At 38.1% G+C, this 26861-nt stretch carries 24 protein-coding genes and 1 tRNA gene; 10 read left to right on the top strand and 15 right to left on the bottom strand.

The features are described from left to right. Window positions 1-132: 132 nt before the first annotated feature. The 7 genes from F0365_RS04740 to F0365_RS04710 form a co-directional block, all read right to left on the bottom strand. Window positions 133-5364: a DNA repair ATPase gene (locus tag F0365_RS04740; RefSeq protein ID WP_240961902.1), complete on the bottom strand. Its 5232-nt coding sequence runs from the start codon at window positions 5362-5364 to the stop codon at window positions 133-135. Continuing rightward, window positions 5357-5983 (bottom strand): transposase, encoded by a 627-nt coding sequence (locus F0365_RS04735; protein WP_169932641.1) that lies wholly within the window; start codon window positions 5981-5983, stop codon window positions 5357-5359. Before F0365_RS04735 ends, F0365_RS04740 begins: the two co-directional genes overlap by 8 nt. A 155-nt stretch (window positions 5984-6138) precedes the next feature. After that, window positions 6139-8214: an SPFH domain-containing protein gene (locus tag F0365_RS04730; RefSeq protein WP_169932640.1), complete on the bottom strand. Its 2076-nt coding sequence runs from the start codon at window positions 8212-8214 to the stop codon at window positions 6139-6141. A gap of 76 nt (window positions 8215-8290) precedes the next feature. Further along, window positions 8291-8995 (bottom strand): OB-fold-containig protein, encoded by a 705-nt coding sequence (locus F0365_RS04725; RefSeq protein WP_169932639.1) that lies wholly within the window; start codon window positions 8993-8995, stop codon window positions 8291-8293. 23 nt (window positions 8996-9018) lie between these two features. After that, a complete protein-coding gene (locus F0365_RS04720) occupies window positions 9019-9228 on the bottom strand; it encodes a zinc ribbon domain-containing protein (RefSeq protein ID WP_169932638.1) in 210 nt (69 codons plus the stop codon). 66 nt (window positions 9229-9294) lie between these two features. Then, a complete protein-coding gene (locus F0365_RS04715) occupies window positions 9295-10008 on the bottom strand; it encodes a PspA/IM30 family protein (RefSeq protein WP_169932637.1) in 714 nt (237 codons plus the stop codon). An 11-nt stretch (window positions 10009-10019) separates the two neighbouring features. After that, window positions 10020-10415 (bottom strand): molecular chaperone Tir, encoded by a 396-nt coding sequence (locus tag F0365_RS04710; RefSeq protein ID WP_169932636.1) that lies wholly within the window; start codon window positions 10413-10415, stop codon window positions 10020-10022. Window positions 10416-10769: 354 nt separating this feature from the next. Between F0365_RS04710 and F0365_RS04705 the strand changes: the two genes are divergently transcribed. Continuing rightward, a complete protein-coding gene (locus F0365_RS04705; RefSeq protein WP_169932635.1) occupies window positions 10770-11522 on the top strand; it encodes a helix-turn-helix domain-containing protein in 753 nt (250 codons plus the stop codon). On the opposite strand, the gene F0365_RS04700 is transcribed toward F0365_RS04705, so the two are convergent. The 3 genes from F0365_RS04700 to mce all read right to left on the bottom strand — a co-directional run bounded on the left by F0365_RS04700 (window position 11437) and on the right by mce (window position 13012). Continuing rightward, window positions 11437-11976 carry a hypothetical protein gene (locus tag F0365_RS04700; RefSeq protein WP_169932634.1) on the bottom strand — a complete coding sequence of 180 codons (540 nt, stop codon included), beginning with the start codon at window positions 11974-11976 and terminating at the stop codon, window positions 11437-11439. The two genes, F0365_RS04705 and F0365_RS04700, sit on opposite strands and share 86 nt — an antisense overlap. 483 nt (window positions 11977-12459) lie before the next feature. Then, window positions 12460-12533 (bottom strand) — tRNA-Ile (locus tag F0365_RS04695). Window positions 12534-12604: 71 nt separating this feature from the next. Beyond that, window positions 12605-13012, bottom strand: coding sequence for a methylmalonyl-CoA epimerase (gene mce, locus F0365_RS04690; RefSeq protein ID WP_169932633.1), 408 nt, complete (start codon window positions 13010-13012; stop codon window positions 12605-12607). A gap of 115 nt (window positions 13013-13127) precedes the next feature. Between mce and rbfA the strand changes: the two genes are divergently transcribed. After that, on the top strand, window positions 13128-13523 hold the full coding sequence (gene rbfA, locus F0365_RS04685; protein ID WP_169932632.1) for a 30S ribosome-binding factor RbfA: 396 nt from the start codon (window positions 13128-13130) through the stop codon (window positions 13521-13523). Beyond that, entirely contained in the window at window positions 13523-14740 is a 1218-nt protein-coding gene (locus F0365_RS04680; RefSeq protein WP_169932631.1) for an ABC transporter permease, read from the top strand. The genes rbfA and F0365_RS04680 overlap by 1 nt, the downstream gene beginning before the upstream one ends. Here the strand turns inward: F0365_RS04680 and dusB are convergent. Together dusB and F0365_RS04670 are read right to left on the bottom strand one after the other, a co-directional pair. Beyond that, a complete protein-coding gene (gene dusB, locus F0365_RS04675; protein WP_169932630.1) occupies window positions 14725-15717 on the bottom strand; it encodes a tRNA dihydrouridine synthase DusB in 993 nt (330 codons plus the stop codon). The two genes, F0365_RS04680 and dusB, sit on opposite strands and share 16 nt — an antisense overlap. A 65-nt stretch (window positions 15718-15782) precedes the next feature. Beyond that, window positions 15783-16832: a rhodanese-related sulfurtransferase gene (locus tag F0365_RS04670; RefSeq protein ID WP_169932629.1), complete on the bottom strand. Its 1050-nt coding sequence runs from the start codon at window positions 16830-16832 to the stop codon at window positions 15783-15785. 187 nt (window positions 16833-17019) lie between these two features. Between F0365_RS04670 and F0365_RS04665 the strand changes: the two genes are divergently transcribed. The 6 genes from F0365_RS04665 (at window position 17020) to F0365_RS04640 (ending at window position 23058) form a co-directional block, all read left to right on the top strand. Beyond that, window positions 17020-18447 (top strand): fibronectin type III domain-containing protein, encoded by a 1428-nt coding sequence (locus F0365_RS04665; RefSeq protein WP_169932628.1) that lies wholly within the window; start codon window positions 17020-17022, stop codon window positions 18445-18447. After that, window positions 18444-19160, top strand: coding sequence for a T9SS type A sorting domain-containing protein (locus F0365_RS04660; protein ID WP_169932627.1), 717 nt, complete (start codon window positions 18444-18446; stop codon window positions 19158-19160). The genes F0365_RS04665 and F0365_RS04660 overlap by 4 nt, the downstream gene beginning before the upstream one ends. A gap of 186 nt (window positions 19161-19346) precedes the next feature. Beyond that, window positions 19347-20360 carry a recombinase RecA gene (gene recA, locus F0365_RS04655; RefSeq protein ID WP_169932626.1) on the top strand — a complete coding sequence of 338 codons (1014 nt, stop codon included), beginning with the start codon at window positions 19347-19349 and terminating at the stop codon, window positions 20358-20360. A gap of 120 nt (window positions 20361-20480) precedes the next feature. Beyond that, entirely contained in the window at window positions 20481-20894 is a 414-nt protein-coding gene (locus F0365_RS04650; protein ID WP_169932625.1) for a hypothetical protein, read from the top strand. A 17-nt stretch (window positions 20895-20911) separates the two neighbouring features. Continuing rightward, a complete protein-coding gene (locus F0365_RS04645; RefSeq protein WP_317169841.1) occupies window positions 20912-21457 on the top strand; it encodes an RNA polymerase sigma factor in 546 nt (181 codons plus the stop codon). A gap of 2 nt (window positions 21458-21459) precedes the next feature. Next, complete coding sequence (locus F0365_RS04640; RefSeq protein WP_169932623.1) at window positions 21460-23058, top strand: outer membrane beta-barrel protein; 1599 nt, start codon at window positions 21460-21462, stop codon at window positions 23056-23058. A 146-nt stretch (window positions 23059-23204) separates the two neighbouring features. Here the strand turns inward: F0365_RS04640 and F0365_RS04635 are convergent, their stop codons facing one another. After that, a complete protein-coding gene (locus F0365_RS04635) occupies window positions 23205-23939 on the bottom strand; it encodes a lysophospholipid acyltransferase family protein (RefSeq protein WP_240961899.1) in 735 nt (244 codons plus the stop codon). 164 nt (window positions 23940-24103) lie between these two features. On the opposite strand from F0365_RS04635, the gene trpS reads away from it, so the two are divergent. Continuing rightward, a complete protein-coding gene (gene trpS / locus F0365_RS04630; RefSeq protein WP_169932622.1) occupies window positions 24104-25072 on the top strand; it encodes a tryptophan--tRNA ligase in 969 nt (322 codons plus the stop codon). A gap of 380 nt (window positions 25073-25452) precedes the next feature. Here the strand turns inward: trpS and F0365_RS04625 are convergent, their stop codons facing one another. Together F0365_RS04625 and F0365_RS04620 are read right to left on the bottom strand one after the other, a co-directional pair. Next, window positions 25453-26070, bottom strand: coding sequence for a deoxynucleoside kinase (locus F0365_RS04625; protein WP_169932621.1), 618 nt, complete (start codon window positions 26068-26070; stop codon window positions 25453-25455). A 2-nt stretch (window positions 26071-26072) separates the two neighbouring features. Then, window positions 26073-26858, bottom strand: a complete 786-nt coding sequence (locus F0365_RS04620; RefSeq protein ID WP_169932620.1) for a hypothetical protein — start codon at window positions 26856-26858, stop codon at window positions 26073-26075. Between the last annotated feature and the right edge of the window lie 3 nt (window positions 26859-26861).

Here is a 26861-nt window from a genome sequence, read left to right as displayed (position 1 = left end):
CACGAATTGTTGGTATGTCAAATCTTAAAATATTTGGAGAGAATGCCACAAAAAACATCAAAGCTACGAATGTTAATTCGCACTTTTAAACATACTATATTGATCGACAATCGTCAACCTGTCCCGTCGTCATTACTTAGAAAGCCCATTCTTCAACACCTCTTTAATTCCTTCTAAGTTCTCAGAGAAATCCATCATTTGACTCAATACTTGTGACATTTGATTTTGCCCGCCTAGGCCGTTGAGCTTGTTGTTTTTGGCAAAAATACCCTTGATATCATTCCATCGTTGTCGTTCTTCTGTAGTGATGGTTTGTACCAGTTCTTTGTATTTTAAAAGATTGGCTTCGGCAGCGCTGGTTAGTGTTTGAGATTCACTTTCATAATGAGATAATAGCAGCGTTTGCAATTCTTTATCGTCCATGATAGGAACCACTTTTGCAACCAATTTATTCATATCTCTATAAGAACCTTGTAGTTTAAAACTAGGTTCGGTACGATAAGCATCCTCCATTCCGGCACTGGCGATGTAGTTCTCATTTACTTTAAGAACGGTATCTCTTATCTTCAGTACTTTCTCCAGCACAGCCACATAATCGGTTATTTCTTGATTGCTGTGGTTTCCTTTTAGCTCCATATCTGCGACGGCTGAGGTATCTTGAAGCCCTCCATTTTGAATGCGATCTACTAAAGCATACACATCATCAAAGTGCTTATTACTCAATTGCTGTAACACAGGATTACTAGTCAGTGCGTTTTCCACCAGACTCAATTCAAATAAATGAGCGGTATCTCCTATGATATCACCAAGGTTATAAATATCGGCACGGTTGGCAAGCATGTCTGGAATCTGGAATTTATCACCACTTTCTGTGTAGGGATTACCAGCCATGATCACGCAAAATTTCTTGCTGCGTAAATCATAAGTTTTCGGCTTTCCATTATAAACTCCTTCAATCTTACGCGTTCCATCAGACAGGCTGATGAATTTTTGTAAAAACTCAGGATTACAGTGCTGGATATCATCTAGATATAGCATGACATTATCGCCCATTTCAAAAGCGAGGTTGAGCTTTTTGAGTTCTTCTCTTGTCGCGGCATTAGTTGCTGCTTCTGGATCTACAGAGGTAATGTCATGACCTATTGCCGGCCCGTTGATCTTCATAAATATCAGGCCTAATCGGTTGGCCACATATTCCATCAAGGTCGTTTTACCATAACCAGGTGGTGAGATCAACAGCAATAACCCCATGCGGTCGGTGCGTTTTGTATCGCCTACAGCTCCTAATTGTTTGGAAAGATTATCTCCTATCAACGGGAAATATACCTGATCGATCAACTTGTTACGTACAAAAGAACTCAACACTCGAGGTTTGAATTCTTCTAGTCGCAAAGACTCTTTTAAGTCTTCGGTTACCTGGTGTTTTGCTTTTCTAAAAGTAGTATAAGCAGGTACTTTTATGCTTACAAAATGTTCTAGTGCCGCTACAAAATCGTGGTAGTTAAAAACGAATTCGCCTTCATCGATGCTGCTATGAGAACCTTTTAAGGCACTCACTTTCTGACTTGGTGAAATGGCTACCGTTTTATCTGCCGTCAGTTCTCCGTAAAGGATATTTGCTACGCATTCATTGATGTAGGGTATCCAATTTTGGTCCGTCACATGGAGCTTGTCGAAGTGCGCTTTCGCGAAAGCGGAAACCCAATGCCGTACCAGTTCCACTTTAGATTTTTCGTCCTCACAAGCTTCTAAGCTTTTTTTGAATTTTAAGTCGGCATTTTGAGATTTTATTTTTTTCTCAAAAGCCTCTTTTAATTGAATGGCACTTGCGCTAACAGTAAAGTGATCGTTGTCTTTCAGCTCGTTAAATAAATAACTTGCAATATCGCGAGCAGTGAGGCTCTCGAACTGTGTTGTTTGTATAGAAGTGTCGTATTTTTCCTTGCGAGCAGTGAGGCTCTCGAACTGCGGTTGCCATTTATAAACTTCAGCAGCCAACTCTTCCACTATAAAATCATATTCCTTACTGTCTTCAAAAACAGCTAATACTTCACCAGCACTTTTTAAAATACGGTTGGTGCGCACGCGGCGCATCGAGTCAAAACTATTCCAGAAAAACTGTGCCTGCGCTCTTATACTTGGCGAATAGGTTAGTAAGCCTAGATCGTGATCTTTATGTAGTAAAACACTTAAAATTTGAGCGGCATCATGGTCGTGAACCCCTTTGACATATCCACCAGAATAGTTTCCACTAGCAAGTTCCTGAACATGGCTCAGTAAATTTGCAGGGCTCACGGTTCTCATGGTGTCCTTATCACCAGATTTGAAAATAGAATAGGCGAGGTAGGCAGATCTGTAGACTTGTCCATTCTCAGAAACCAACTCTTGATTCCAGATATCTTTTGATTGTGTCAAGACTTCGTTATGCAATTCTTGATAGAAATCAGTTCCTGTAAGGTGGTAAAACAACCCATTATCTTTGACAACAATGGTGAGATCCAGCTGCTGTTTATTGACACCAAACTTATGTTTCCCTAGCTTGATGATGTTATCACCATCTTCATACAGCTCCTTTTTATCCTTGAGTTTCCTCAAGGCATCTTCACGAGCGACTTTAAGTGCCGTTTCAATACCTTCAGCTTTACCAGCGTCGTCTAGCTCTTTTAATTGCACGACTATATCCCGCACCTTATTGATCATGAGATCACTGGCAAAATACCCATTGATCTCCGTGATACTATCTAAGGATTGCGCCCGTTTCTGCACCCCTTTTAGGATACGCTCTGCAGCATTTTGATAGGCAAGAGCTTTTTTGTTACGTGCCTCTAACAAACTACTTTTACGATTGTCAAAAGCAGCGTAAACTTCTTCACGTTTTTCAATAATCTCCGTAATGTACTCTTCAAAATCGGCAAACTTTCCTTCTAGTTCTTCTAACTGAATGGAAACTTTAGTCAGGAATTCGTCGCATTTTTCTGGTGTGCTGGCAATGTCCAAGTAATTGATAATGCTTTGATCAATCAATTTTAATTGCGCAGCAAAATCGGCTTGAGCTTCTTTTTTACCTACGGTTTTGATTTTGTTCTTAATCGCTGCTTTTACCTGGTTGATGGTCGCAAAAATCAAGGAGATATTCTCAATGATTTTGGTAGAATGGGAAGTGTCTTCTATTTCTAGATTAGAAACGATCTCAATCAACAGCTCTAAATCTTCAGCAATCTGATTGACTTCTTTTTCAAGATTCTTGATCTCTATCACTTTCTTAGTAGCATTAAGAACCTGCTGCTTTTCATGAACCGCATTATGATAAGGCGCTAGTGCTTTATCATCTAACAAAAAGGTCACTGCACGACGTGAGATCAACTCGTTTTGCTCCACGATTTGTTCCTCGATTCCTTTAATAAAAGCCTTATCTACATAGCGTATCTCGTACAAACCTATAGCCTCACCACGCAAACTACGTAGCTGGGTTAATAGTTTTACAAAATCATTAATGGATTTGAACGAGGTGCTTTTAACTTTTCCAAAAAGCTCCTCTGCTTTTTTAGAAATCCCTTTAGTATCTGCAGTCGCTTGTTTGCGCAGCTGTTTCACTTTCTCAAACTCGTCAATGGCAGCATTGGATGCTTTATTGATTTCGGCGAGAGGTAAGTTGATTTGTTGTGTCTCTTCTTCTGAAAGCCAATAATAAGCATCTAAAATATCTTTAGAGACACGAGCCATATCATCATATAAACCGCCGTAACTATCTTCTTTATTTAACAGCGTGAGCAGCTCATTAGACTCTGCCATTGCTTTTACAATATCCTTATTGCCTATCTTATACAACATGGTGTCTTGATGCTCAGACGGCATAATATCACCTTTCAAATAAGGTGTTTGCCAAATTTGCATCATGTGGTGTTTAGTTTGCTCATCTCCCGTGCGGAAATAACACAATTCACCTTGTTCCAAAATCGTAAAACCACTGCAAACAATAGGTGTTTTCACAGTCTGATCGATCACATTATAAGACATCAACACGTACAGCGCCTTTTGCGGATTATAAAATACGTACAAGTGGTCTTCTCCATTAGGTGACGCGATTTTTTGTTGGAATTTTAATTCACCAGCGCCATTTGGGAAGACGTTATACGCTCCTGTTTGCAGGTAAAATCCGCTAGGAAAAATAATTCCCTGACCATCAGGCAACAATACGGCAGCCTGTGCAATGCTGTCTATTCTTTCTACTGCTTTGATTTTGTGATTATAGACAAAATAGCGGGGCTCTTCTTGAAAGGGTTTGATTTCTAGAACAATCAAATTGTCTAAGTCGGCATAGCGGTACTGTCCATCATCTAGGGTCTGGTCACGATGCGCTACATTTTCCCTATAAATTCCTTGACCATCATCTGTATTATCCTCTACTTTTATGGTTAAATCGCCACCTATTGTTTCTACAAAAACCTTGTCTAAAATGGATATATGCGCATGAATACCATTGCGCTGGTTATCGCGTCCAGCTTCTTTCCACTGGAAACCATATTGCGCAGGATAACGATATTCGTGCTCACTACGGTTGTCTATATATTGCAATTCATTTTCTGTAATCAACCACTTAAAAGTCTTGATATCAGTAACGGAATCACTGAGTTGGAATACCATATGCAGGTAATTCCCCATAATCGCAAATTTGGAAAAGATTGTGTTGCGATAGTATTTGTAAAGATTTTCAAAGTCGGTTTGAAATGTGGGATCAGTGATGAGGTGGAGTTTGTTTCCGCTTTCGCTAAAGCGTAACGCATCACCAGCGCTGCCATCACGATGAAATTCATAGATACTAAATACGTCACTTAAGTGGACCTCCGTACGCAATCCAAAGTGAACGTTATAACCGAAAACACTGTAGTTCCCAATCGTCACAATGTCACGAGCGATACAGTTGTTTTCTGTATTCACACGATCGTTTGCAATCAACCTTGTTTCTAGCGAACCGAAGACTTTTTTCCTTTCTTCATTCAGCGCATGGAGACGTTGCTGCAAGTCGTTCTTTTGCTTGAGCAGTCTGCTCTGGATGATCTCGTAAGTTCCTGAGTCCAGTTGGGTAGTGTCTGTGGGGCTTGAGTTGCCGCTTTTTGGGTGCGACGCATCGCTGTTTGGGCGCGACGCATCGCTGTTTGGGCGCGACGCATTGCTTTTTGGGCGCGACGCATCGCTGTTTGGGCGCGACGCATCACTTTTTGGGTGCGACGCATCGCTGTTTGGGCGCGACGCATCGCTGTTTGGGTGCGACGCATCGCTGTTTGGGCGCGACGCATCGCTGTTTGGGCGCGACGCATCGCTGTTTGGGCGCGACGCATCGCGCCCTTTTATGGTGTCACTCATGTAGTCCTAGTTTTTTCTTGAGATCTTCATCCCATTTTTTAGGATTATTATTGATGTACTTGCTTATGTTGAGATAAGCGCGTTGATCTCTGATGATTATTTCGTGGTAATTGCGTACCCAGAGGGTCTTTTTTAGATCGATTTTTCTGATAAGCAGATTCAGCTCGGTAAAAGCGGATTCTGATAAGTCAGATTTATTTTCTTTCTGTGCATATATCAAAGTTTTAATTTGATTAGTTACAGCTGCTTTATAACCTCTTACCAGACTTCCCAAAGAACCTTCTTTACAAATGTCTTTTCCTTTTACAGCACCCGCACGACGTTCCAGTTCTTCTGGAGCATGTTCAGTTTGATTTATGGCAACTTCTATATTAACCACAAAATGAATATGATCTGGCATGATCATAAATGCACCTAAAGATAAGTTATTGCGCAACCTTAATGTATGGACCCATTCACGTTCTGCAATTTCTCCAAACGTATTTAAAGCCATCTCACCATTTACTACTTTTCCAAACAGTCGCCATCTATTACGCACAACGATAGTCACAAAATACCTACCTATAGATGTGTAGTCGTAACCTTTGAGACGTATGGATTTGCGGTTGTGCTTTTTCATTGTTTGTGCTTTACTTTGGCATGCGGAGAGCTACTCGTAAACAAATGTCTTGCGCTAGGGATAGCAGTGGCATCTCCCGATATTTCTTCGGGAATATACCGGATAGCCCTACACTGTTCTTTCCTAAGAAAGAACAGTGTAGGGCCCTAAAAGTTCTACTTTAAACTATCCAGTTTTTTATTAGAAAGCCCCATTCCTTTTGCAAGGTTCATTAGGTTGCTCAACATGTTTTGTTCCTCGCCGTCGTTAGACTTGTTTTGTAGATTGCTCAACAGGTTTGCGATGGTTAGGTTCTTGATGTCCTCAGAACTGATATTGTACTTATCGGCAAAGTCTTTTACTTTATCCAATAAATTTCCTTTTACATCATCGCTTCCTAGAATAGCATCTTTTACTTCAGATACTGTTTCAGAGTGACGTACAAGTCTGTCATAACCTTTTGCTTTAGTTATTTGACCTATGATTTGTTCAAAGAACATGGTCTCACCACCTACTATATCAATTTTAGCAGCTCTCAATGCATCTCCTATTACTTGTGCTTGTGCGTCTGCAATATCTTTTTGGATGTTGATTTGTGCTAAATCTACTTGAAGTTCTTTATCGAGACGTAGTTTGAATTCTTCGTGTTCTTTACCTACACCATCTAATTTCTTCATGGCGTTTGCTTTCTCTTCAATTCCAGCGGCATCAGCAAGGGCTTTTTCTTTAATAACCTTAGCTTCAGCAAGTCCGTCTTGAAGTTTTGCGGCTGCTTTTGCGGTAATTCCGTGTGCTTCAGCCTCTGCTTTTTTCTGGATGATCAATGCATCTACAATTCCCTGACGCTCACTGGCCTCAGCTTTTGCATGCATTACTTGTGCTTCAGAAAGTCCTACAGTTGCTTCTTCTTTGGCAGTTGCTTCAGCAAGAGTCTTACGTGCATCTGCTTCTTTTTCACTAGCTTCTTTGTTGGCAAGCGCCTCTATATTAATTTCTTCGGCTTTTTGAACTGCAGCTTGTTTAGAAGCCTCTGCAGCTATGGTGATGCGTATCAATTCGTCTTGTGCACGAGCTTCAGCATTTGTAATTGTCACTTGTTTGATACGGTCTGCAGTTTTGAAAGCTTCAATGTCTTTCATGTTTTCCTGTTCTTCTACCACCCCTTTTTCAAGAATCACGCGATCTCTAATCACGTCTTGAATGTTCTTTTTCTCTACTTCGACTACTTTTTCTTTCTCGATTTGAGCTAGAGTAACGACTCTTTCTCTCTCCGTTAGTTCCAGCATGCGGTCTTTTTCTACGCGCTCTGTTTCAACAGCCTCTGTACGTTGCTTGTTTTTTTCAGCAATAATAATCTGACGTTGCATGTTTTCTTCAGCAACTTGCACTTTTTCTGTGGTTGCAATGCGGGCGGTTTCTGACTTGAGCCGTTCTTCTTCGGCTACTTTTAAAATCTGAGCTCCCTCACGAGATTTGATATTTGCAATCTCACGTGTTTGTTGCTCTTCTTTTTCGGCCAGTTGTTTGTCCAGTTCTAGAATGGCTTCACGAGCCTCAACATCTTGCTTACGGATGGTTTTTTCTTCATCTCGAGTAATTAAATTCGACTTGATGTTTTGTGCAGCAGTTAATTCTGTAATCTTCTTGATACCTTCAGCATCCAAGATATTATCTCGTTTTAAATGTGTTAAGGACGTTTGTTCTAGGTAATCGATTGCACAATCTTCTAGTGTATACCCGTTCAAATCGGTACCGATAATATCTACAATCTCGCCACGAAACTCGCGACGTGCTTCATAAAGATCGATGAATTCAAATTTCTTACCTACGGTTTTTAACGCCTCAGAGAACTTTGCTTCAAAAAGATCTTCCAGTGTTTCTTTTCTAGAGGCACGAGCTACACCTATGGTTTGAGCCACTTTTTTGATGTATTCTACGTCATTATTCACACGTACAAAAAACGCCACTTTAATATCGGCCCGCATGTTGTCTTTACAAATAAGACCTTCTACGCCCATACGTTCAATTTGGATTTTCTTTACAGAAATATCCATAGTTTCCACACGGTGGAATACGGGTACCACATAAAGTCCTTTATCTGTGGCGACTTTAGTACCTCCAAAACCGGTACGTACTAGCGCCTGTCCTTGATGTACTTTTTTGTAAAACATCGCAATGATAGCGAAGTAAACGATAATAAGGAAAAGGAAGATACCTACTCCTGTGACTAATAATCCTGGTATTTGGTCCATAGTTATTTTTGGGTTTATTGTTTTGGCGGATGTGTTCCGCGGTTACTGGGTTTATTTGGCGGTATGTTTTCCGCCCTTACTCTTTACTCACTAAAAAATAGTTTTTATCGTCTGATTGCTTGATGATAAGCACGCTTTCGCGAAAGCTTAACTTTGATCCATCTAATGATTTCACATAAATACTCATCACATTACCGTCTGCCATAACTTCTGCGTTTCCTAACTTATCTCCAGAAATCGAAGACAATAATAGGGCTTTACGGCCTAAAAAGTCGACGGCTTTATCCCCGTCTTTATTTAAATTTTTGAAAAAGGACTTGAAAGGAGTGGTCACTATTTTAGTTAAAATAAGCGCTGGTATAAATGCCACTAATACAATGGCATAGCCAAAACTGTTATCATAACTACCCGTTATGGATGTAGTAAGCAAAGAAATCATCCACCATAAAAAAATCCAAAAGGTAAAGGTGAACATGAACGGCAATCCCACGAAGTTGAAATAGATCAAAAATATTTGCCACCATTTGAGTTTTCTGGTGCGTTTGTTAACGACATGGTCGCGGTCTACTTCGGCATTTGCAACGTCTTGGAAATCCATATTACCACCTTCGATACCTGGGTCAAGATCCACATCCACATCTACGTCTATGTCCACGTCAATATCCAGGTCAAAATCGATACCGGTAATCATAGTGGCTAGCCAATAAATAATAAGAATGATCAACAGCAGGGTAAGTGCGATGTTCACTTCAGAGAATAATATGTTGAAATAGTTTTCCAAGGTTGGTTGGTGTTTAATGGTTTTTAGTTCGTAAAGAAATCAAATAGATTACTTAAAGCTCCTGTACTTGCTTTATAAAACTCGGTGTATTTACAACGGGCACAGGCTACATAAGAGAACTTTTTATTTTGTACGTCAAATATTTTAGAGAGGGTTCCACCAGTGGCGCGCATTTCTCCGGTTTCATAATCGTTATGACCACATTTGACACATTTAAAATTGATGTTATTCATAGTTGGTTTTTAGATGAAAAGATAAGGCTGCTTTCTCAGCATTACCTGCTCGACTGCGATCTGCCCTTAGGCTTCATCTTTTGTAATTCCCAACTGCTCTTTAAGCTTTGCAAGATCATCATCTAGTTTTGCCTCAGTGGTATCTGCAGCAGCATCTATCTCCTCATCTATAGACTTCTTAGTGGTGGCGAGATCCCCATAAGCCTCAGCAAGAGCTTCATCTTGAGCTACTTTTTCTTTCATACGCTCCAGCATGCTCACCGTTCCAGCACTGTCTAATTCTGCCATTTGTTTATTGACATTTTTTGTCGCATCGCTCACTTTTACTCTTGCTTTAAGAGTCCTTAACTCGTTTTCCCAGTTGGTGATGTTTCCTTTTATGGTTTCAATGGTATCTTTTAATTGAGATACATTTTTGTCAAACTTTTCTGTGTCGGCACTGGTTTTGTTTGCGTGTTGTTGTGCTTCTTCTTTTTTGGCAAGCGCTTCTTTAGCAAGCCTATCGGCATCAGCAACTTCCATGTTACCAGCCTGTACTTTTTTAAGAATAAGCATGGCTTTAGATTCATAATCTTTTGCTTTTGCTTCATGCTCATCACGCTCATTTTTAGAACGTATAGCAAGAGCTTTTACTTGCGCCATCGCTTCTATACTTTTATTAAGGTCTGCTTTCATATCACGTATACCTTGCTCGGTCATGATGATTGGGCTTTCTAGGTTGTCCACGGCTTTGTTTGCTTGTGCTTCTCCTATTTTGAATATTCTTTTAAATATGTTCATAGTATATGTTTTTAGTATTTTGAAAATTTAATTATATGATCGGAGTATTCACTCATTAATAAACTCAGAGAGTTGAGTGTACCTTCCAGTTCGTTAAGGTCAAGGTTTTCGATTTGAAGGGTGTCTCTAAAAATGACTTTAGTACCACTTTCATCCAGTACAAAGGCACCATGAATAATATCACGGTTTTTTTGTAGCAGGCTTTTAAACACTTCTTCGTTCTTATTATTGATTTTAAAAATGTATTGCTCCATGATTAAAATGGGCGGAGCAATTCCTAAGATCATATTTTTAACACCGGCACTTTCTTTTTCTATCACCATAATTCCATCCTTGGGATTTTCTCTAATGATATCAAAGTCTAGTTGTAACAAGTATTCCTTTATAGTATTGAAGTAATTATTCATAGGTTTTTATTGTAGGTTTAATATTACGAAAAAGCTTAGTTCTATCCCACTAAAATCTGAAAAGCGATTTCAATAATGCAAACAATTATAGGAGTCATAGGTTTTTAGTTTTAAGGTCATAAATGTGGGCCCTTTTTTTGTTGGTTGTTTTTCTCACTTTGAAGTGCTCGGTGAAAGTACTATGAACTATAAAATGGCCTATTTTACAGTTGCTTTTTTTGAGGGGGACTTTCTTAAGACGCTTTATCTCGAGAAAGAATGCTCAACATATTAGTTTAAACAAAAACATTTAGCTAATATTGTTAGTGTAAATATACATAAAAATTCCTAATTGCAAATAAAATTAGCAACATAATGTCATTTTTTGGAAAAAACATTAAAAAGATACGAGGGGTAAGGGGCTTGAGTCAACAGGCTTTTGCAGATCTATTTGACTTAAAGAGAGGTACTTTAGGGGCTTATGAAGAAGGAAGAAGTGAGCCTAAAATAGATACTATTATTTTAATTGCTAATTATTTTAGCATTGCTATAGATGATATACTTACGGCAGAATTAACCGTAAATCAGTTGTTAAAATTTAATGACAGCCTTGCTTTAACACCAGAAGAATTAGCCAGAGAACAGTTTGCACAAATTCCTTGTATCACAGAAAAAACAGTTGAAGATTATATAGAATATTACGATAATGAAGCTTTTCTAGCAGATTTACCAAAGCTTAGTCTGCCGCTGAATACCGAAAAAGAATTTATAGGGTATACCGTTACCAGTCTAGAAATGACTAGCCATGATAAAGGCTTGTATCCTAAAGATGTGGTGATAGGAGAGAAGGTTCCTAAGAATGTTATTGCCAAATTAAACAACGGTACCATCGTGCTAGCGGTAACCGATAAGGAACTTATCCTGCGCCGACTTTACGTTACAAGTAAAGGGCTTGTCCTACGTGCAGATCATAAAAACATCGAAGATATTTGCATAGAGAAAAAGTCTGTAAAGCAATTGTGGCGTGTGCGTTATGTGTTTTTTAGACGTATTCCAGAGTTCTCTGATAGTTTTGAAGATAAGCTCGCCATGTTAGAACATCAGATGAAGGAGTTGAGAGGTAAATAAACTTACGTTCTATATATTTTAACGCTTTTTGAATATTTTCTACATTTAGTGGAATTCTAAAAATTAAGGTTACATAGGCTTGGTTTTTAAACTCAATAGGATCATCAATACATTCATTGATCGTTTGCAAAACGAATTGATTCAATTTTTTATAAACGACAACAGCAGTTTTATTTTCTCCACGATAAGAGTTTTCTAAGGAAATTAGATGGTAGATAATAGGAGAAACTTCAGTATTTTCTGTGTGTTCCTTATATTCTTTTTCACAATCTTTAAAATGAATGGAAACCTCTATGACGTAGTTTTTATTTTTTATATGCTGATTTACTTTTTCAAGATTTCTCAAAACAAAATCATAAGGATCAAGCTGTATATTCTGAATACTACATTCGTTAATTTGACTTAAAGCAGAGCTGGAAACAGTGATAATAAATAGTAAGATTAAATTTTTCATGTGATTATAAATTAGATACATGTTTGGGAGAATAGCATTTACAATGTCAATGCCATGGGTCTCTTGTCTTGTGGTAAATAATAAAATACAATTCTGTTGAGATTGATATCGTGATTCTACTTGTTCGTACTTTGCTATGCTTAGCATAAACTTCTCGTCCAGAAGGCAAAAGTTTTATGATTAAGTATGGAATTTAGAGAATAAAAAAAGCTCCAACGTAGTGTTGAAGCTTTTGTGGGCCCACCTGGGCTTACCGAAATAAATTCGGCATAAACTTCTCGTCCAGAAGGCAAAATATTTATGATTAAGTATGGAATTTAGAGAATAAAAAAAGCTCCAACGTAGTGTTGAAGCTTCTGTGGGCCCACCTGGGCTTACCGAAATAAATTCGGCATAAACTTCTCGTCCAGTTGGCAAAATTTTTATGATTAAGTATGGAATTTAGAGAATAAAAAAAGCTCCAACGTAGTGTTGAAGCTTTTGTGGGCCCACCTGGGCTCGAACCAGGGACTTTCTGATTATGAGTCAGATACTCTAACCAGCTGAGTTATAGGCCCAATAAGATAAATGCTGGTATTACCTTATCTAAAAAGTCTGCAAATTTAAACTATTCATTCATACTCGCAAACTATTCTTTAATTTCTTGACACAATTCTACAAGAACACCATTTGTTCCTTTAGGATGTACAAAGGCTACCCACTTATTATCGGCGCCTCGTTTGGGTTCTTTATTAAGGATTTGAAAACCTTCTTTTTCTAATCTCAGCAGTTCTGTTTTGATGTCTTCTACAGCAAACGCTATATGATGGATTCCTTCTCCTCTTTTGGATATGTATTTGGCAATCGCGCTGTCATCACTAGTGGCGCTAAGCAACTCTATTTTGTTATCGCCACTTTGAAAAAAACTGGTGTCCACAGACTCGCTTGCTACTGTTTCTGTCTTATAAGGTTTACGACCTAGAAGTTTGGTATATACGTCATTTGCCTCCTCCAGATTTTTAACTGCTATTCCTAAGTGTTCTATTTTGCCAAACATATTTTGTTGTTTTACCATACAAAGTTAGTACAGTTAGACGACAAGAATGTATTTCTATTGTCATATTAACCAATGGTCTATCAACTTTTCACGTGGAACCACTTACCTTTGCAGTATGGAAGAAAGTAATAGACAGAAAAAAATTGCCGGAGTCTTACAGGAAGATTTATCAACGGTTATTCAAGACGTAATGAGAAAGAACGCTGTGACTAACTTAATAGTCTCAGTTACTAAGGTTACGGTTACTCCAGATTTAGGTTATGCAAAAGTGTACCTATCTGTTTTTCCAGCAGATAAGGCCAGTACGGTTGTGAAGGAAATTGTTGACATGGGTGATGAGATACGTTATGAAGTGGCTTCAAGAGTGCGCCACCAGTTCCGTCGCATGCCTGAGCTTCAGTTCTTTAATGACGACTCTTTAGAATACATGGATCAAATAGACCGTGAGCTTAAAGGCGAAAACAATCCTATAGAAAATCCAGATATCCTTCCACGACGTAAGAGGTCTTAGTGAATTTTTCCTTTTACATAGCAAGGCGTTACCTCGTTTCAAAAAATGGCAAAAACGCCATTAACATTATCAATATCCTTAGTTTTATTATTACTGTAGTAGGAACTGCAGCACTATTTATTGTGCTTTCTGGTTTCTCTGGACTTAAGGATTTTAGCACTGAATTTTCAAATTATTTTGATCCAGACCTCAAGATTTTACCTGTAAATGGTAAGACTGTTGGTATTTCGCTTTCGCGAAAGCGAGAACTAGAAAAAATACCTGGAGTAGCATTAGTATGTGCTGTGATAGAAGAAAAGGCCTTCTTAAATTATGAGGAAAAGAATGATATCGCTTTTATTAAAGGCGTTCCAGATGATTATGTAAAAATGATCAGTACAGATTCTATTCTTTATTACGGCAGCTGGCTTTCTCAAAGTGATGCACAAGTAGTTCCTGGTTATTCACTTGCTTCTAGACTTTCTCTAACGGTTAATAATTACGGTAGTTACATGCAAATTATGGTGCCTAAACCGGGGGCTAATGCTATCAATAAGTTAAACATGAACAGCTCGTTTTCTAGACTCGATGCTATTCCGGTAGGGACTTTTAGTGTTAATGAAACATTGGATAGTAAATATATCTTTACCAGACTGAGCGCTGCGCGTAAATTGTTGGATATGAATGACTCTACGGCAAGTGCAGTAGAAATTAAATTAAGTCCTACGGCAAATGAAAATGAAGTAAGAGCAGCCATCCAAGATATCTTTGAACAACCCGTAAAAATCAAGGATAAATTCCAGATGAATGATGCGCTTTATAAAATGCTCAATTCAGAAAACTTGGTGGTTTATCTGATCTTTACATTGGTATTGATCATCGCTTTGTTCAACGTAGTCGGTAGTATTATCATGATGATTCTCGATAAGAAAAAGAATATGAAGACGCTACTTGATCTTGGAGCGCCAGTGAGTTCTTTGCGTAAAATATTTTTTATTCAAGGAAGTCTTATGACCCTGTCTGGCGGTATTATAGGTCTTGTGATCGGGATCACTTTTGTAGTATTGCAAGTAAGGTACGACCTTATCTATATCGCACCAGGAATTCCTTATCCTTTTGCCATGGATGTATGGAACGTCATTGTTTCTCTTGCTACAATTACCGTATTGGGAATTATAGCTAGTTATATAGGCTCCCGCAGAATTAATGATAGGTTGCTGTCTCAGGCAAAGCTGTAGTCGGCAAATTTTTCTAAAATCTCTTCAAAAGCTTCAAATACTCCTTGCGAGTCATCACTAGTGACCATTTTCATGCGGTATTCTTTAAAGTCAGGAATGCCCTTAAAATAGTTGGTATAATGTCGGCGGGTTTCAAAAACACCTAGCTTTTCTCCTTTCCAGTCTATTGCCATTTGTAGGTGTCTACGTGCAACTTCTACTCGTTCTTCCATAGTTGGCTTTGCCATGTGTGTACCGTGTTCAAAGAAATGTTTTACTTCTCTAAAAAACCATGGATACCCTATACTTGCCCGACCTACCATACAACCGTCTAGCCCGTATTCATCGCGCATTTTCATGGCGAGCTCTGGCGTAGTTACATCTCCATTTCCAAAAACAGGAATGTGCATACGAGGATTGTTCTTTACCGCTGCGATAGGTTCCCAATTGGCATTTCCTTTATACATCTGCGCTCTTGTGCGGCCGTGAATAGAAATGGCTTTAATACCTACGTCTTGTAAACGTTCGGCTACTTCTACAATTTTTATAGAATCGTCATCCCAGCCTAATCTGGTTTTAACCGTAATAGGTAAAGAGGTATGTTTTACCATAGCTTCTGTAAGCGAGACCATAAGGTCTATATCTTTAAGAATCCCAGCACCGGCACCTTTAGACACTACTTTTTTTACTGGACAACCGAAGTTGATATCGATAATATCAGGTTTGGTACGTTCTACAATTTCTACAGATTGTAGCATAGATTCTAGATTTGCCCCAAATATCTGTATTCCTACAGGGCGTTCTGTCTCGTAAATGTCCAGCTTCATGGTGCTTTTTGCTGCATCACGTATCAATCCTTCACTAGAAATGAATTCTGTAAAAACGATATCAGCGCCATTTTCCTTACACAACGCACGAAAAGGAGGATCACTTACATCTTCCATAGGAGCTAAGAGTAGTGGGAAATCGGGTAATTCTATGTTGCCTATTTTAACCATGTTGCAAAGGTAAGGGTGTTTTTGGTAAATGAATCGCGTATCTCGATTACGCTATAAATAAACTCTTATTCAGCTTTTGTGGAACGTCTTTTAAAATCCAACTTTTCAGAACGGCCTTTTTTAAATATATGATTGCTGTTATAGTGTCCAGCTCTTAAAGCTTTTTGCTCTTCAAAAGGCAGTTGTATAATATCGTTACATTCTTGACTACAGCAATTTTCAAACGCCTCTTTACAAGAGTCACATTGAATAAATAGCAAGTGGCAGCCATCATTAGAACAATTGGTATGGGCGTCACAAGATGCTCCACATTGATGACAGTTGGCGATGACTTCATCCCCTATTTTCTCAGCAAGACGTTGGTCAAAAACAAAGTTTTTACCTTTGAATTTGTTCTCTAGTTTTTGCTCGGTCACCTGTCTGTCGTATTCAATAATCCCACCTTCTAATTGATAAACATCTTTAAAGCCTTTGTGTTTGTAATAGGCACTGGCTTTTTCACAACGTATACCACCGGTACAATACATAACTAGTTTTTTACCTTCTTTATGATCTTTAAGTTGTTCTTCTATATAATCTAGACTGTCTCTAAAGGTATCTACATCTGGTGTCCAAGCGTTTTTAAAATGACCTATTTCAGATTCATAATGATTGCGCATATCAACTAAGACCGTATTTGGATCTTCAATGAGTTTATTAAATGCGCTAGCATCTACGTGTGTACCTATATCAGTCACATCAAATGAATCGTCTTCTAGACCGTCAGCAACGATTTTGTCGCGCACTTTTACTTTGAGTTTTAAGAAGCTTTCATTGTCTTGTTCTCGTGCAATATTGATGCGTACGTTTTTTAGAAAATCAATTCCGTCTAAGAAGGTTTTAAATTCTTCAAAGCGATCTCCAGGGATAGACAGTTGTGCATTGATTCCTTCTTGTGCAATATAAATTCTACCTAAGACATCCATAGGGTGCCAGTGAAGAAATAAATGATCTCTAAAAATTTGTTGATGATATATTTGATGGTACTGATAGAAAGAAATGGTGAGGCGTTCTTTTCCAGCCTGACGTATTAGAGCTCTTCTTTCTTCAGCACTTAATTTGTTGTACAGTTGCATGCTATAAACAGTTTATGTGTGGAACATTTTTACAAAGGTAGTGAGATTACTTATACCACAAGTACCTCTTTTGATCTGTTTAAAGTGCTGTTTAATCTATTATTTGATTACAAAATGAGAATATCTTTAGAATATTCTTATCTTTTTAGCCTGATATAAAATCAGTATTTAATCCAAAACTTTATTTATGAAACTAAAACTACTCTTAATCACTTTATTTACTTTTTCTATTGGTGTCTTTTCCAGTGGACAGTCTACTATTAACATTACTACCACCGGAGGTAGTTTTACATCAGAAAAATGGGTCAATATTACTGATATGGCTGACGGCGCTGGAACTCAAATTTGGGGTCAAGGCGACGGTACTTACGGTAATGCGCAAGGACTCATTAATCAAGATATCATGCTTGCACCCGGAACCTATTGGGTGAATTGCTATGACAGATTTGCTGATGGTTGGGACGGCACTACTATAGATGTTACTGCTTATGGAGCATCCATAGGTAATAATGGAGGTGTTTCCCCTGATGACGGTACAGATAACGATGCTGGTTCTGGTTGGGAAACTCCAGCAGATGAATTAGAAGCCTCTTTTATGATAGTAGTTCCTAGCCCACCTGCATGTCAAGTTGCTACTGGAATAACATCAAGCAATATTTTAGATACTTCTGCAGATTTTTCTTGGACAGCTTCTGCATCTGAAACAGGTGGCTATAATTGGGAGGTTGTTCCACAAGGAGATGCTCAAGGAGTAAATGTTGTTACAAGCGGTACAACTATATCTGGCGCTTCTACGGTATCAATTACAGGATTATCCTCAGGTACCTCTTATGATTTTTATATACAAACAGATTGTGGTACATCAGGAATGAGCACTTGGGCTGGACCAATTGTATTTAATACGGCAGTAGTAGCTTGTGGAAGTACTGTGTATGATACAGGTGGAGCCGCTGGTGACTATTCAAATAATGAATCTTATACAATTACTTACTTACCGGATACTGCTGCAAACGTAGTAACCTTAGACTTTACATTAGTTGACTTAGAGAATTGTTGTGACACATTAACTATATACGACGGTCTTGATAACACTGCTCCAATTTTAGAAGCAGATTTAGAAAGCATAGGAAGTTTTACGGCGATCAACACAGATGGTGCCATCACGATAGAATTCACTTCAGATGGATCTGTGGGTGGTGCTGGATGGGAAGCAAACTATACGTGTACACCTAGACCATCTTGTGTAAATGTTTCTGGAATAACAGTTGATTCTTCTACATCAGATACTGTGACGGTAAGTTGGACAGAGAATAATATTCCAGCAGGAACAGACTGGGAAGTTGTTGCAGTTGCAGCAGGTGATCCTGTTCCAGCAATAGGAACAAGTAATGCCACTGCTAGTCCATTTACAATTCCTTCTCTAATGGCAAATACTTCTTACGATGTATATGTAAGAGCAGATTGTAGCACCGCTTTTGTTGGACTTATGAGTGTTACAACAGATTGTGCTGTGGTTACTACTTATCCGTACACGACAGACTTTACTACAAATGTTCCTAACGCTTGTTGGGAGGAAGCAGGATCGGATCTGGAGAGATTGTTGACGGGCCTATGACAGTAGGTTCTTCAAATTGGAGGGCTGGTACTTCTTATGAGAACCTTGCAGGGACAGTAATTCCTAGTAATGCTGTGAACCTTTATACCAATTCTTTTCGGGAATGGTTAATTTCTGACGAGTACGATATGACAGGGACGGCAAATGATGTACTTTCTATAGAAGTTGCAGTAACTAATTGGAATTCTGCTACAGTGCCAGATGTCATGGGAAGCGATGATCAGGTAGATTTACTGATAACAACTGATGGTGGTACTACATGGACTTCCTTGATGACATGGACGGCAGCAAATCAGCCTGTTGTAACTGGTACAAGAGAGTTTATTGATTTAAGCTCCTATACGGGAACGGTACAATTTGCATTCTTTGCTAGTGATGGTACTGTAGATGACGGTGAAGATTATGACTTTCATGTAGGGATGTTTACCATTGACGGTACTGCTGGAAATGAAGATAACTTTGTAAGTTCTTTAAGTCTTTATCCCAATCCAGTAAGTGGAGACCAGGTAACTATAAGTACTGATGGTTCAAGCGCTTCTTCTATTGAAGTTGCCGTATTCAATACTTTAGGACAGCAAGTAATGACCAGGTCTTATGATCAAGTGAACCGCACGATCAATATTAATAATATCTCAAGTTTATCTAACGGGATGTATTTTGTGAAGATTTCTAGTGGCACTCAACAAGCCACATTGAAATTTATAAAGGAGTAAGTAAACTCCATTAGCATTATAGAAAAGGGAATCTCGTTAGGAGATTCCCTTTTTTTTATGTTCTGTAGTTAGATAATTGTTTCGCTTTCGCGAAAGCGAAACAAAAAATCAACATAGTTAATAATCTAAGCGGCATACTATTGTTTCTACTTTGACTAGATCGTATTTTTACGTAAAATAATTACAATGGCAGACGATAAAGAGAAAGAAGCAAAATTAAAAGCCCTTAAACTTACCCTTGACAAGCTAGACAAGGCATATGGTAAAGGAACAGTAATGAAATTGGGCGATAAGCAAGTGGTTGAGGTAGAGTCTATTTCTACTGGTTCACTCGCATTAAATGCGGCTCTAGGTGTAGGTGGGTATCCTCGTGGAAGAGTTGTTGAAATATACGGTCCTGAATCTTCAGGTAAAACTACCTTGACCTTACACGCCATTGCTGAAGCACAAAAAACGGGTGGGATTGCTGCATTTATTGATGCAGAGCATGCATTTGATCGTTTTTATGCTGAAAAACTAGGTGTCGATTTAGAAAACTTAATTATTTCTCAACCAGATAACGGAGAACAAGCATTAGAAATAGCAGATAATTTGATACGCTCTGGCGCAATAGATATCATTGTAATTGACTCGGTTGCAGCATTAACTCCTAAAAGCGAAATTGAAGGAGAAATGGGAGATAGTAAAATGGGGCTTCATGCTCGTTTAATGTCTCAAGCATGTAGAAAATTAACCAGTTCTATTTCTAAAACAAATTGTACGGTTATTTTTATCAACCAATTGCGTGAAAAGATAGGAGTGATGTTCGGTAATCCAGAGACAACTACTGGTGGTAATGCCTTAAAATTCTATGCATCGGTTAGGCTTGATATTAGAAGATCTACACAAATTAAAGATAGCGCAGGTGCCGTTTTAGGTAACAAAACTCGTGTTAAAGTTGTTAAGAATAAAGTAGCACCCCCTTTTAGAATGGCTGAGTTTGATATCATGTACGGTGAAGGGGTTTCTAAACTAGGAGAGATAATTGATTTAGGGGTGAACTATGAAATAATAAACAAAGCCGGTTCTTGGTTCTCTTATGAAGATACTAAATTAGGTCAAGGGCGAGATTCTGTTAAAACAATTCTTAAAGATAATCCAGACCTCGTAGAGGAGTTGGAAGCTAAAATCATGGCAGCCATAAAAGCAGTAAACGCTTAAATTTTACTGACTACTAACTTTTAAAACCGCTACCGTCTAACGCTAGCGGTTTTATTTTTTAATACATACGCAACCTTTTGCAAAAAGCTGCATCTTAAAGATATAATACTAAAAAAGAATATGAAATTTAAAATATTAATGATTTTTACTATTGTAGCGGTTATGCTAAACGGCTGTAGTATCGATGATGGAGATGCGCCAGTTGTTAACTACGAAGTAATTCCGGTGGTTAGCGTAGAATTACCACAAGCATTCACTTTTGGACAGATACATACGATTCCTGTACTGTTTGATTTTACAAATGACTGTCAACAGTTTGCAGGTTTTGAGGTGAGCTCTAATCTGAATGAGAGGGTTATTACTGTAGTAGCTTCTGCTACCAACCGTGATTGTGAAGAAGGATTAGTAAGAACACAAAGAGATCTAAGGTTTCTAGCAGCGAGTAATGGCACCTATGTATTTAAGTTTTTCAACGGTTTAGATGTAAATAATGAAGCAACTTATTTAGAATACACCATACCTGTTGAAGAATGATTGAACTTTAAATTGTGGTGTATAAAAGGATAATTACATTATGTCAAAAAAATGATCGTAAGGCTCAAAAGGAACTGTATCAAACAATTTCACCTAAGCTTTATGGTTCCTGTTTGCGCTATGCTCCTAATGAAGCAGAAGCTCAAGACATATTGCAAGACACTTTTATCATCATATTTAAAAAGATAGATCAGTTTAAATTTAAAGGTTCTTTTGAAGGATGGTGCAAGAGAATAGCTGTAAATACTGCATTGCAGCGGTATAGAGGTGTAAAAGTATACGATCTGGTAAATGAAGACCAATTAGAAGATTTAGAAGCGGTGGAGGTAGAAGAATCTGATGACGTGCCGCTTAAAAAATTATTATCCATGGTGCAAGAGTTACCAGAAAGGTATAGACTCGTATTTACTATGTATGTTATTGATGGATACAGTCACAATGAAATAGCAGAGATGATGAAAATTACGACAGGCACATCAAAATCTAATCTTGCACGAGCAAGAAAGCACCTGCAATTAATGGTTAAAACATGGCGAGAATCTCACAATTCCAATGCCAGCTAATTATGAGTAAAAAGAAAAACATAGACAGACTTTTTCAAGAAGAATTCAAAGACTTTGAGGTGCAACCGCCAGATATGGTTTGGGATGCTATTGAAAAAGATCTTGATAAAAACAAGGCAGGTAGAATTATTCCATTATGGTGGACAATAGGAGGGATTGCTGCGGGACTCGCGATCTTATTGACATCTTTGTACTTAGGTATAGATAATGAGATAACTAACACACAACAACCCTTTGTTAATTCTGAAAAGTCTAGAGTCACAAAGACAAATTCACAAAATTCTTTAAAAAACAATGAAGAGCATTCTAATGAAGGCGTAGGACCATATTTGAATGGAAGAACTAATGATACACAGTTAGCAGCTGAAGATTCAAAAATTCACTCCGAATCCTTGAATAATTTAAATGCGAATTCTAGTGCGAACACTGGAGCAAATCCTCTTTTAAAGGAGAGCGATTTGGCAACTTCTGCTGATGGATCTTCAGATGCTCCATATAATGCTAAGGAAAAACCAAAGCAGCTTTATACAAATTCACAGGGAACAAATAAAAAGCCTCTAGGAGTTAGTGCTTCAAAAGATGATTTTATTACAGCACCGATCAAAGAACAACAAGCTGGCATAGCCAACTCAAAGGATAGAACAAAGCCTTCTATAAAAGACCTTATGCCGGTGACTCATGACCCTAGAAAAGAGACTGTCTTAAATAATACATCTATGGATCTTGGTCCAGATAATGGTGTTGAGGATCATGTGATCGATAATGCCATTACAGCTGTAGATTCCACTAAAAAGAATTTACCAACTTTAGAAGATATTGCTGCTCAACAGAAAAAAGAAGACAGCATCAAGGAGAATGTTTTTAAAGGGAGATGGGCTGCCACTACCCAGGCAGGGCCAGTTTACTCTAACAGTTTAAGCGGTAGTTCGGTCAATAATGAGGTTAGTGATAATAGCAAAAACGCGGGTGTTCATCTAAGTTATGGGATTGGTTTAAGTTATGAAATATCACCTCGTTTAAGCCTTAGAACCGGAGTCAACCAGATCAATATGACTTATAATACACAAGACATCAATTATCAGGTTAATGTAAGTATAGCCTCTCGTGGTGAGCAGTTAGATCAAGTTTATAACGCTAGCTCTGTAAGTGACGCTTCACCTGGTAATAGCCCTGTGTTCAACGATACCTTTGGGACCGGTTTTGCCGCACAAGAATTGGTAAGCAATCAGTTTCAAGGAATCAAAGGAGAGATTTCTCAGCAACTAGGTTATATAGAAGTACCATTAGAATTACAGTACAATCTTATGAATAGAAAATTTAAAATAAGTGTTTTAGGTGGGGTCAGTGCTCTTTTCTTGACAGATAATGTGGTAGCCGTTCAAAATTCCAGTCAGCGATTAGAGTTAGGTGAGGATCGCAATTTTAATGACTTTAATCAGAGTGCTAATTTCGGATTTGGATTTGGATATGATTTTACAAGTCAATTAGGAGCTTTTATAGAGCCTACATTTAAATACCAGTTGAGTACATTAAGAACTAACGTTGCAGGCTTTAGACCCTATGCCATGGGTATTCAAAGCGGTGTTACGTACAGATTTTAAATTGCTGACTATTCATTGTACGTCAGTTAAGACTTCTCGTGAAAAAGGAAAAGTAGAATATTGAGGTTGGTTATTTTAAACTCAATTATTTGCAATGATGATGAAAAGCCGTTCCTGTGCCATGGAGCGGTTTTTCTGTTTTAAAGCTATAAGGGCCCTTTTTCTAAGGAGTGAAGAATGATGTTTCTAACGCTTTCGCGAAAGCGTGTCTTATCTCCAGCAACACTCATCCCTTTAGTTTCTATAGCCTTATGCGTCTGTGCTCTCATGATTCCGGGACTTCCTTTAAAAAAATGAAAAGGAAAACGCTTTTTATTATCAAACAAGGTGACTGGAAGAACTGGGATTTGATGCTCTATAGCGAGTCTAAAGGCACCATCCTTAAAGCTATCCAAAACTATATCGAGATCGTCAGAAACGCCACCTTCTGGAAAGATGCATATACTTACACCATCCTGCATACGCTTCCTGGCGCGCTCAAAAACCTCTTTACGACTTTTAGGATTGCTTCTATCGACAAGGATACAGGTGCGTTTATAGAAAAAACCAAAAACCGGAATTTTAGTCAGCTCTTTTTTTCCTACAAAAACAAAAGGATTCTTTGAGATCAACAACATCATCATAATATCACTCATGCTAGTATGGTTTGCTACTAGCATATAACTTTGATCCTTTATCATAGGTTCGGCACGTTTAATAGAAGGCCAAAATCCCATTCCATATAGAATGATAGCAGCCCAAAACCGAGCAACTTTAAAAAATAGGAGATAGGTTTTTTCTGAAATGGTTAGAACCAAAAGTAGCGGAAACAAAATAACAATAGGAATACCCATCAGTATGTAAAACCATACACGGTATAAAGACATTAATATGTTGCGCATCCATTTCAAGTTGTCAAAAATAGATGAATTTATCACTTAATAGACCGCTTATTTTAACGATCTCACTAAAAACGAAAGACTTCCAGACTTTTAAACGGGATTAATAGTCATTCCTTTGTTGAGAAGACAGATTACTAATTATCTTTGATCCTCAATTAAAAATAATGGCAAGAATACTTACTGGCGTTCAATCTACAGGTACACCTCACTTAGGAAATCTTCTAGGGGCTATTTTACCAGCGATAGAAATGTCCTCAGATGAAAAGAACGATTCCTTTCTTTTTATCGCAGACATGCATTCTCTAACACAAATTAAAGATGGAGAATTATTAAGAGAAAACACTTATTCTACGGCAGCCGCTTGGCTGGCATGTGGTCTAGATATCAGTAAAACAGTATTTTACAGACAGAGCGATATTCCGCAAGTAACAGAATTGAACTGGTACCTAGCTTGTTTTTATCCTTATCAAAGACTTACTCTTGCCCATAGTTTTAAAGATAAAGCAGACCGACTTGAAGATGTAAATGCAGGTCTATTCACCTATCCTATGTTGATGGCTGCAGATATTTTACTTTATGACGCAGAGATCGTTCCAGTGGGTAAGGATCAATTGCAACACGTAGAAATAACACGTGATGTTGCTGGGAGATTCAATAATAAAATGGGTACTACTTTTATAGAGCCTGAGGCCAAAATTCAAAAAGACGGACTTCTTGTTCCTGGAACCGATGGCGGCAAAATGAGCAAGTCTAGAGGAAACATCATTGATATTTTTCAATCAGATAAAAAGTTGCGCAAGCAGTGCATGTCTATAGAAACGGATAGTACACCTCTTGAAGAGCCTAAAAATACAGAAACCTGTAATGTCTTTGCACTCTACAAATTAATCGCACCAGAGCAAAAAATTCAGGAAATGCGCAATAACTACGCGGCTGGAAATTATGGTTACGGTCATGCAAAGCAGGCTCTATTTGAAGCGCTTTGTGAACGCTTTAGAGAGGCTAGAGAACGTTATGACTACTTAATGGACAACAGGCACGAATTAGATATGGCACTTGAAGAAGGAGCTTTTAAAGCGCGTCATATTGCAAAAGATGTGCTGAAACGGGTACGCTCCAAAGTTGGGTATTAAAAAGACATTTTAAATCACTGAATGGAGGAAACCCAGTAGCATCGCATCAAACCCTTTAGGTCAGCATCAATTTACTAGCTTGTTTTCCCTTCTTGTATTTGACGATATCGGCTATACGGAGAGAGAAGTACTATTTAATAGGTATACGAGTTAAATAAGGGTTTGCGGGTTTAAAAATTTGCACGATTTTATAAATAACAAAGCCTGTTCTAATCGTTTAGAACAGGCTTTGTTATGATGTAATTTTCAAAAGAGTTGATAAATCAAAAATCGCAATCTTTCAGGTATAGTGATTTCTTGCCTGTTATAAAATAAGAATGATTTCCCCAATGGAGAAATGTCTTACTTGTACTGAGGCTCTCGAAGTAAGCACAGTGGGGTTAAGCAAAAAGCCCTGTCATCTCTGCATCTATCTTATTGATAATCTCTCCTAAATCTTCAGGATTATTTACAAAATCAATATCGTCTACATCAATGATCAATAGGTTTCCCTTATTATAGCCATGAACCCAGCCTTCATAACGCTCGTTCAAACGGCTTAGGTAATCTATAGAAATGCTGTTTTCATAATCGCGACCTCGTTTGTGAATCTGGTTCACTAGGTTAGGAATAGAACTGCGCAAGTAGATCAACAAATCTGGAGCAGCAACTACTTTTTCCATAAGGTCAAAGAGCGAGCTGTAATTATCAAAATCACGCTGGGATAACAATCCCATCGCATGAAGGTTAGGAGCAAAAATGCTTGCGTCTTCATATATAGTTCGGTCTTGAATGATTTTTTTACCGCTTTCACGTATTTCTAAAATCTGACGGAAACGGCTGTTTAAGAAATAAACCTGAAGATTAAACGACCAGCGTTCCATATCTTGATAGAAATCTTCTAAATAAGGGTTCTCTAGAACATCCTCAAATTGAGGTGTCCATTTGTAATGTTTGGCAAGTAATTTAGTAAGCGTGGTTTTACCTGCGCCTATATTTCCAGCAACGGCTATATGCATGTTTAATTCTTAATGAGGTTGATGGTATAGACGTCTACACGTTTACCGGTCCAAATATAAAGTTTTCCATTCTTTAGATAAAGAGAATTCACTTCCTTTTCTGATATGCTTATGGTGGTAATCTCGCTTTCGCGAAAGCGGTACTCCTTATCCATCCTCATCACATTAACTTGATGATCCTTTAGAAGGACAAGCTTTTCAAAATCATAATCAAGCAATGAGCCATTTATAAAAGGTATAGTGGATGTCTTACTACCATAAGAATTATAGGTCTCTATGTGATTTTTACTCACCACATGGCAAAAATTGTAATCACTCAACAATTGAGAAACGTTATCTTTTAAAACAGCTGTACTAATAAGTGTCCTGTTATTGATGTAATCATAAAGTTCCAGCCTATTTTGATCCAGATCGTGAAGCCAGAGCCTTCGTTCGCCAGCAAGTCTGGCATGTTCAAAAATCCGAGAAGGAGTGAGTTCGTTTAATGAAATACGCTGTTTTTCATTTAGTCGATTGTCCAGTAATACAACCGTTTGAGTATCCTTATAAAATAACAATATGCTCAAAGGATTGATTAAATCCACTTCGGTAAGATCCCCTAGCTGTACATCATAAAACTGTTGCGTTTCTTTTCCTTTCTTCTTAATAAAAGCATCGTTTGTACCGTAATAAATCGCTTCAAAGTCGTCAACTCCATAAAAAGAGTCTGCAGTGAGGTCAAAGTCTTGATCGGTTTTTTGACCTTGTGCCATCAAGCAAATAAAAAATAAGAAAAACGTCCACTTCATAAA

Source organism: Nonlabens sp. Ci31, assembly GCF_012974865.1.
Classification (GTDB): domain Bacteria; phylum Bacteroidota; class Bacteroidia; order Flavobacteriales; family Flavobacteriaceae; genus Nonlabens.
This window is presented reverse-complemented; position numbering and strand designations above follow the sequence as displayed.

Bases quoted from the DNA above. Each gene is read 5' to 3' on its own strand.
- F0365_RS04650 (WP_169932625.1), top strand. From the start codon at position 20,481: ATGAAATTTAAAATATTAATGATTTTTACTATTGTAGCGGTTATGCTA.
- trpS (WP_169932622.1), top strand. From the start codon at position 24,104: ATGGCAAGAATACTTACTGGCGTTCAATCTACAGGTACACCTCACTTA.
- F0365_RS04635 (WP_240961899.1), bottom strand. From the start codon at position 23,939: ATGCGCAACATATTAATGTCTTTATACCGTGTATGGTTTTACATACTG.
- F0365_RS04700 (WP_169932634.1), bottom strand. From the start codon at position 11,976: ATGAAAAATTTAATCTTACTATTTATTATCACTGTTTCCAGCTCTGCT.
- F0365_RS04620 (WP_169932620.1), bottom strand. From the start codon at position 26,858: ATGAAGTGGACGTTTTTCTTATTTTTTATTTGCTTGATGGCACAAGGT.
- F0365_RS04710 (WP_169932636.1), bottom strand. From the start codon at position 10,415: ATGAATAATTACTTCAATACTATAAAGGAATACTTGTTACAACTAGAC.
- F0365_RS04740 (WP_240961902.1), bottom strand. From the start codon at position 5,364: ATGAGTGACACCATAAAAGGGCGCGATGCGTCGCGCCCAAACAGCGAT.
- rbfA (WP_169932632.1), top strand. From the start codon at position 13,128: ATGGAAGAAAGTAATAGACAGAAAAAAATTGCCGGAGTCTTACAGGAA.
- mce (WP_169932633.1), bottom strand. From the start codon at position 13,012: ATGTTTGGCAAAATAGAACACTTAGGAATAGCAGTTAAAAATCTGGAG.
- F0365_RS04660 (WP_169932627.1), top strand. From the start codon at position 18,444: ATGACAGTAGGTTCTTCAAATTGGAGGGCTGGTACTTCTTATGAGAAC.
- F0365_RS04670 (WP_169932629.1), bottom strand. From the start codon at position 16,832: ATGCAACTGTACAACAAATTAAGTGCTGAAGAAAGAAGAGCTCTAATA.
- dusB (WP_169932630.1), bottom strand. From the start codon at position 15,717: ATGGTTAAAATAGGCAACATAGAATTACCCGATTTCCCACTACTCTTA.
- F0365_RS04625 (WP_169932621.1), bottom strand. From the start codon at position 26,070: ATGCATATAGCCGTTGCTGGAAATATAGGCGCAGGTAAAACCACGCTT.
- F0365_RS04730 (WP_169932640.1), bottom strand. From the start codon at position 8,214: ATGGACCAAATACCAGGATTATTAGTCACAGGAGTAGGTATCTTCCTT.
- F0365_RS04640 (WP_169932623.1), top strand. From the start codon at position 21,460: ATGAGTAAAAAGAAAAACATAGACAGACTTTTTCAAGAAGAATTCAAA.
- F0365_RS04705 (WP_169932635.1), top strand. From the start codon at position 10,770: ATGTCATTTTTTGGAAAAAACATTAAAAAGATACGAGGGGTAAGGGGC.
- recA (WP_169932626.1), top strand. From the start codon at position 19,347: ATGGCAGACGATAAAGAGAAAGAAGCAAAATTAAAAGCCCTTAAACTT.
- F0365_RS04735 (WP_169932641.1), bottom strand. From the start codon at position 5,983: ATGAAAAAGCACAACCGCAAATCCATACGTCTCAAAGGTTACGACTAC.
- F0365_RS04665 (WP_169932628.1), top strand. From the start codon at position 17,020: ATGAAACTAAAACTACTCTTAATCACTTTATTTACTTTTTCTATTGGT.
- F0365_RS04720 (WP_169932638.1), bottom strand. From the start codon at position 9,228: ATGAATAACATCAATTTTAAATGTGTCAAATGTGGTCATAACGATTAT.
- F0365_RS04715 (WP_169932637.1), bottom strand. From the start codon at position 10,008: ATGAACATATTTAAAAGAATATTCAAAATAGGAGAAGCACAAGCAAAC.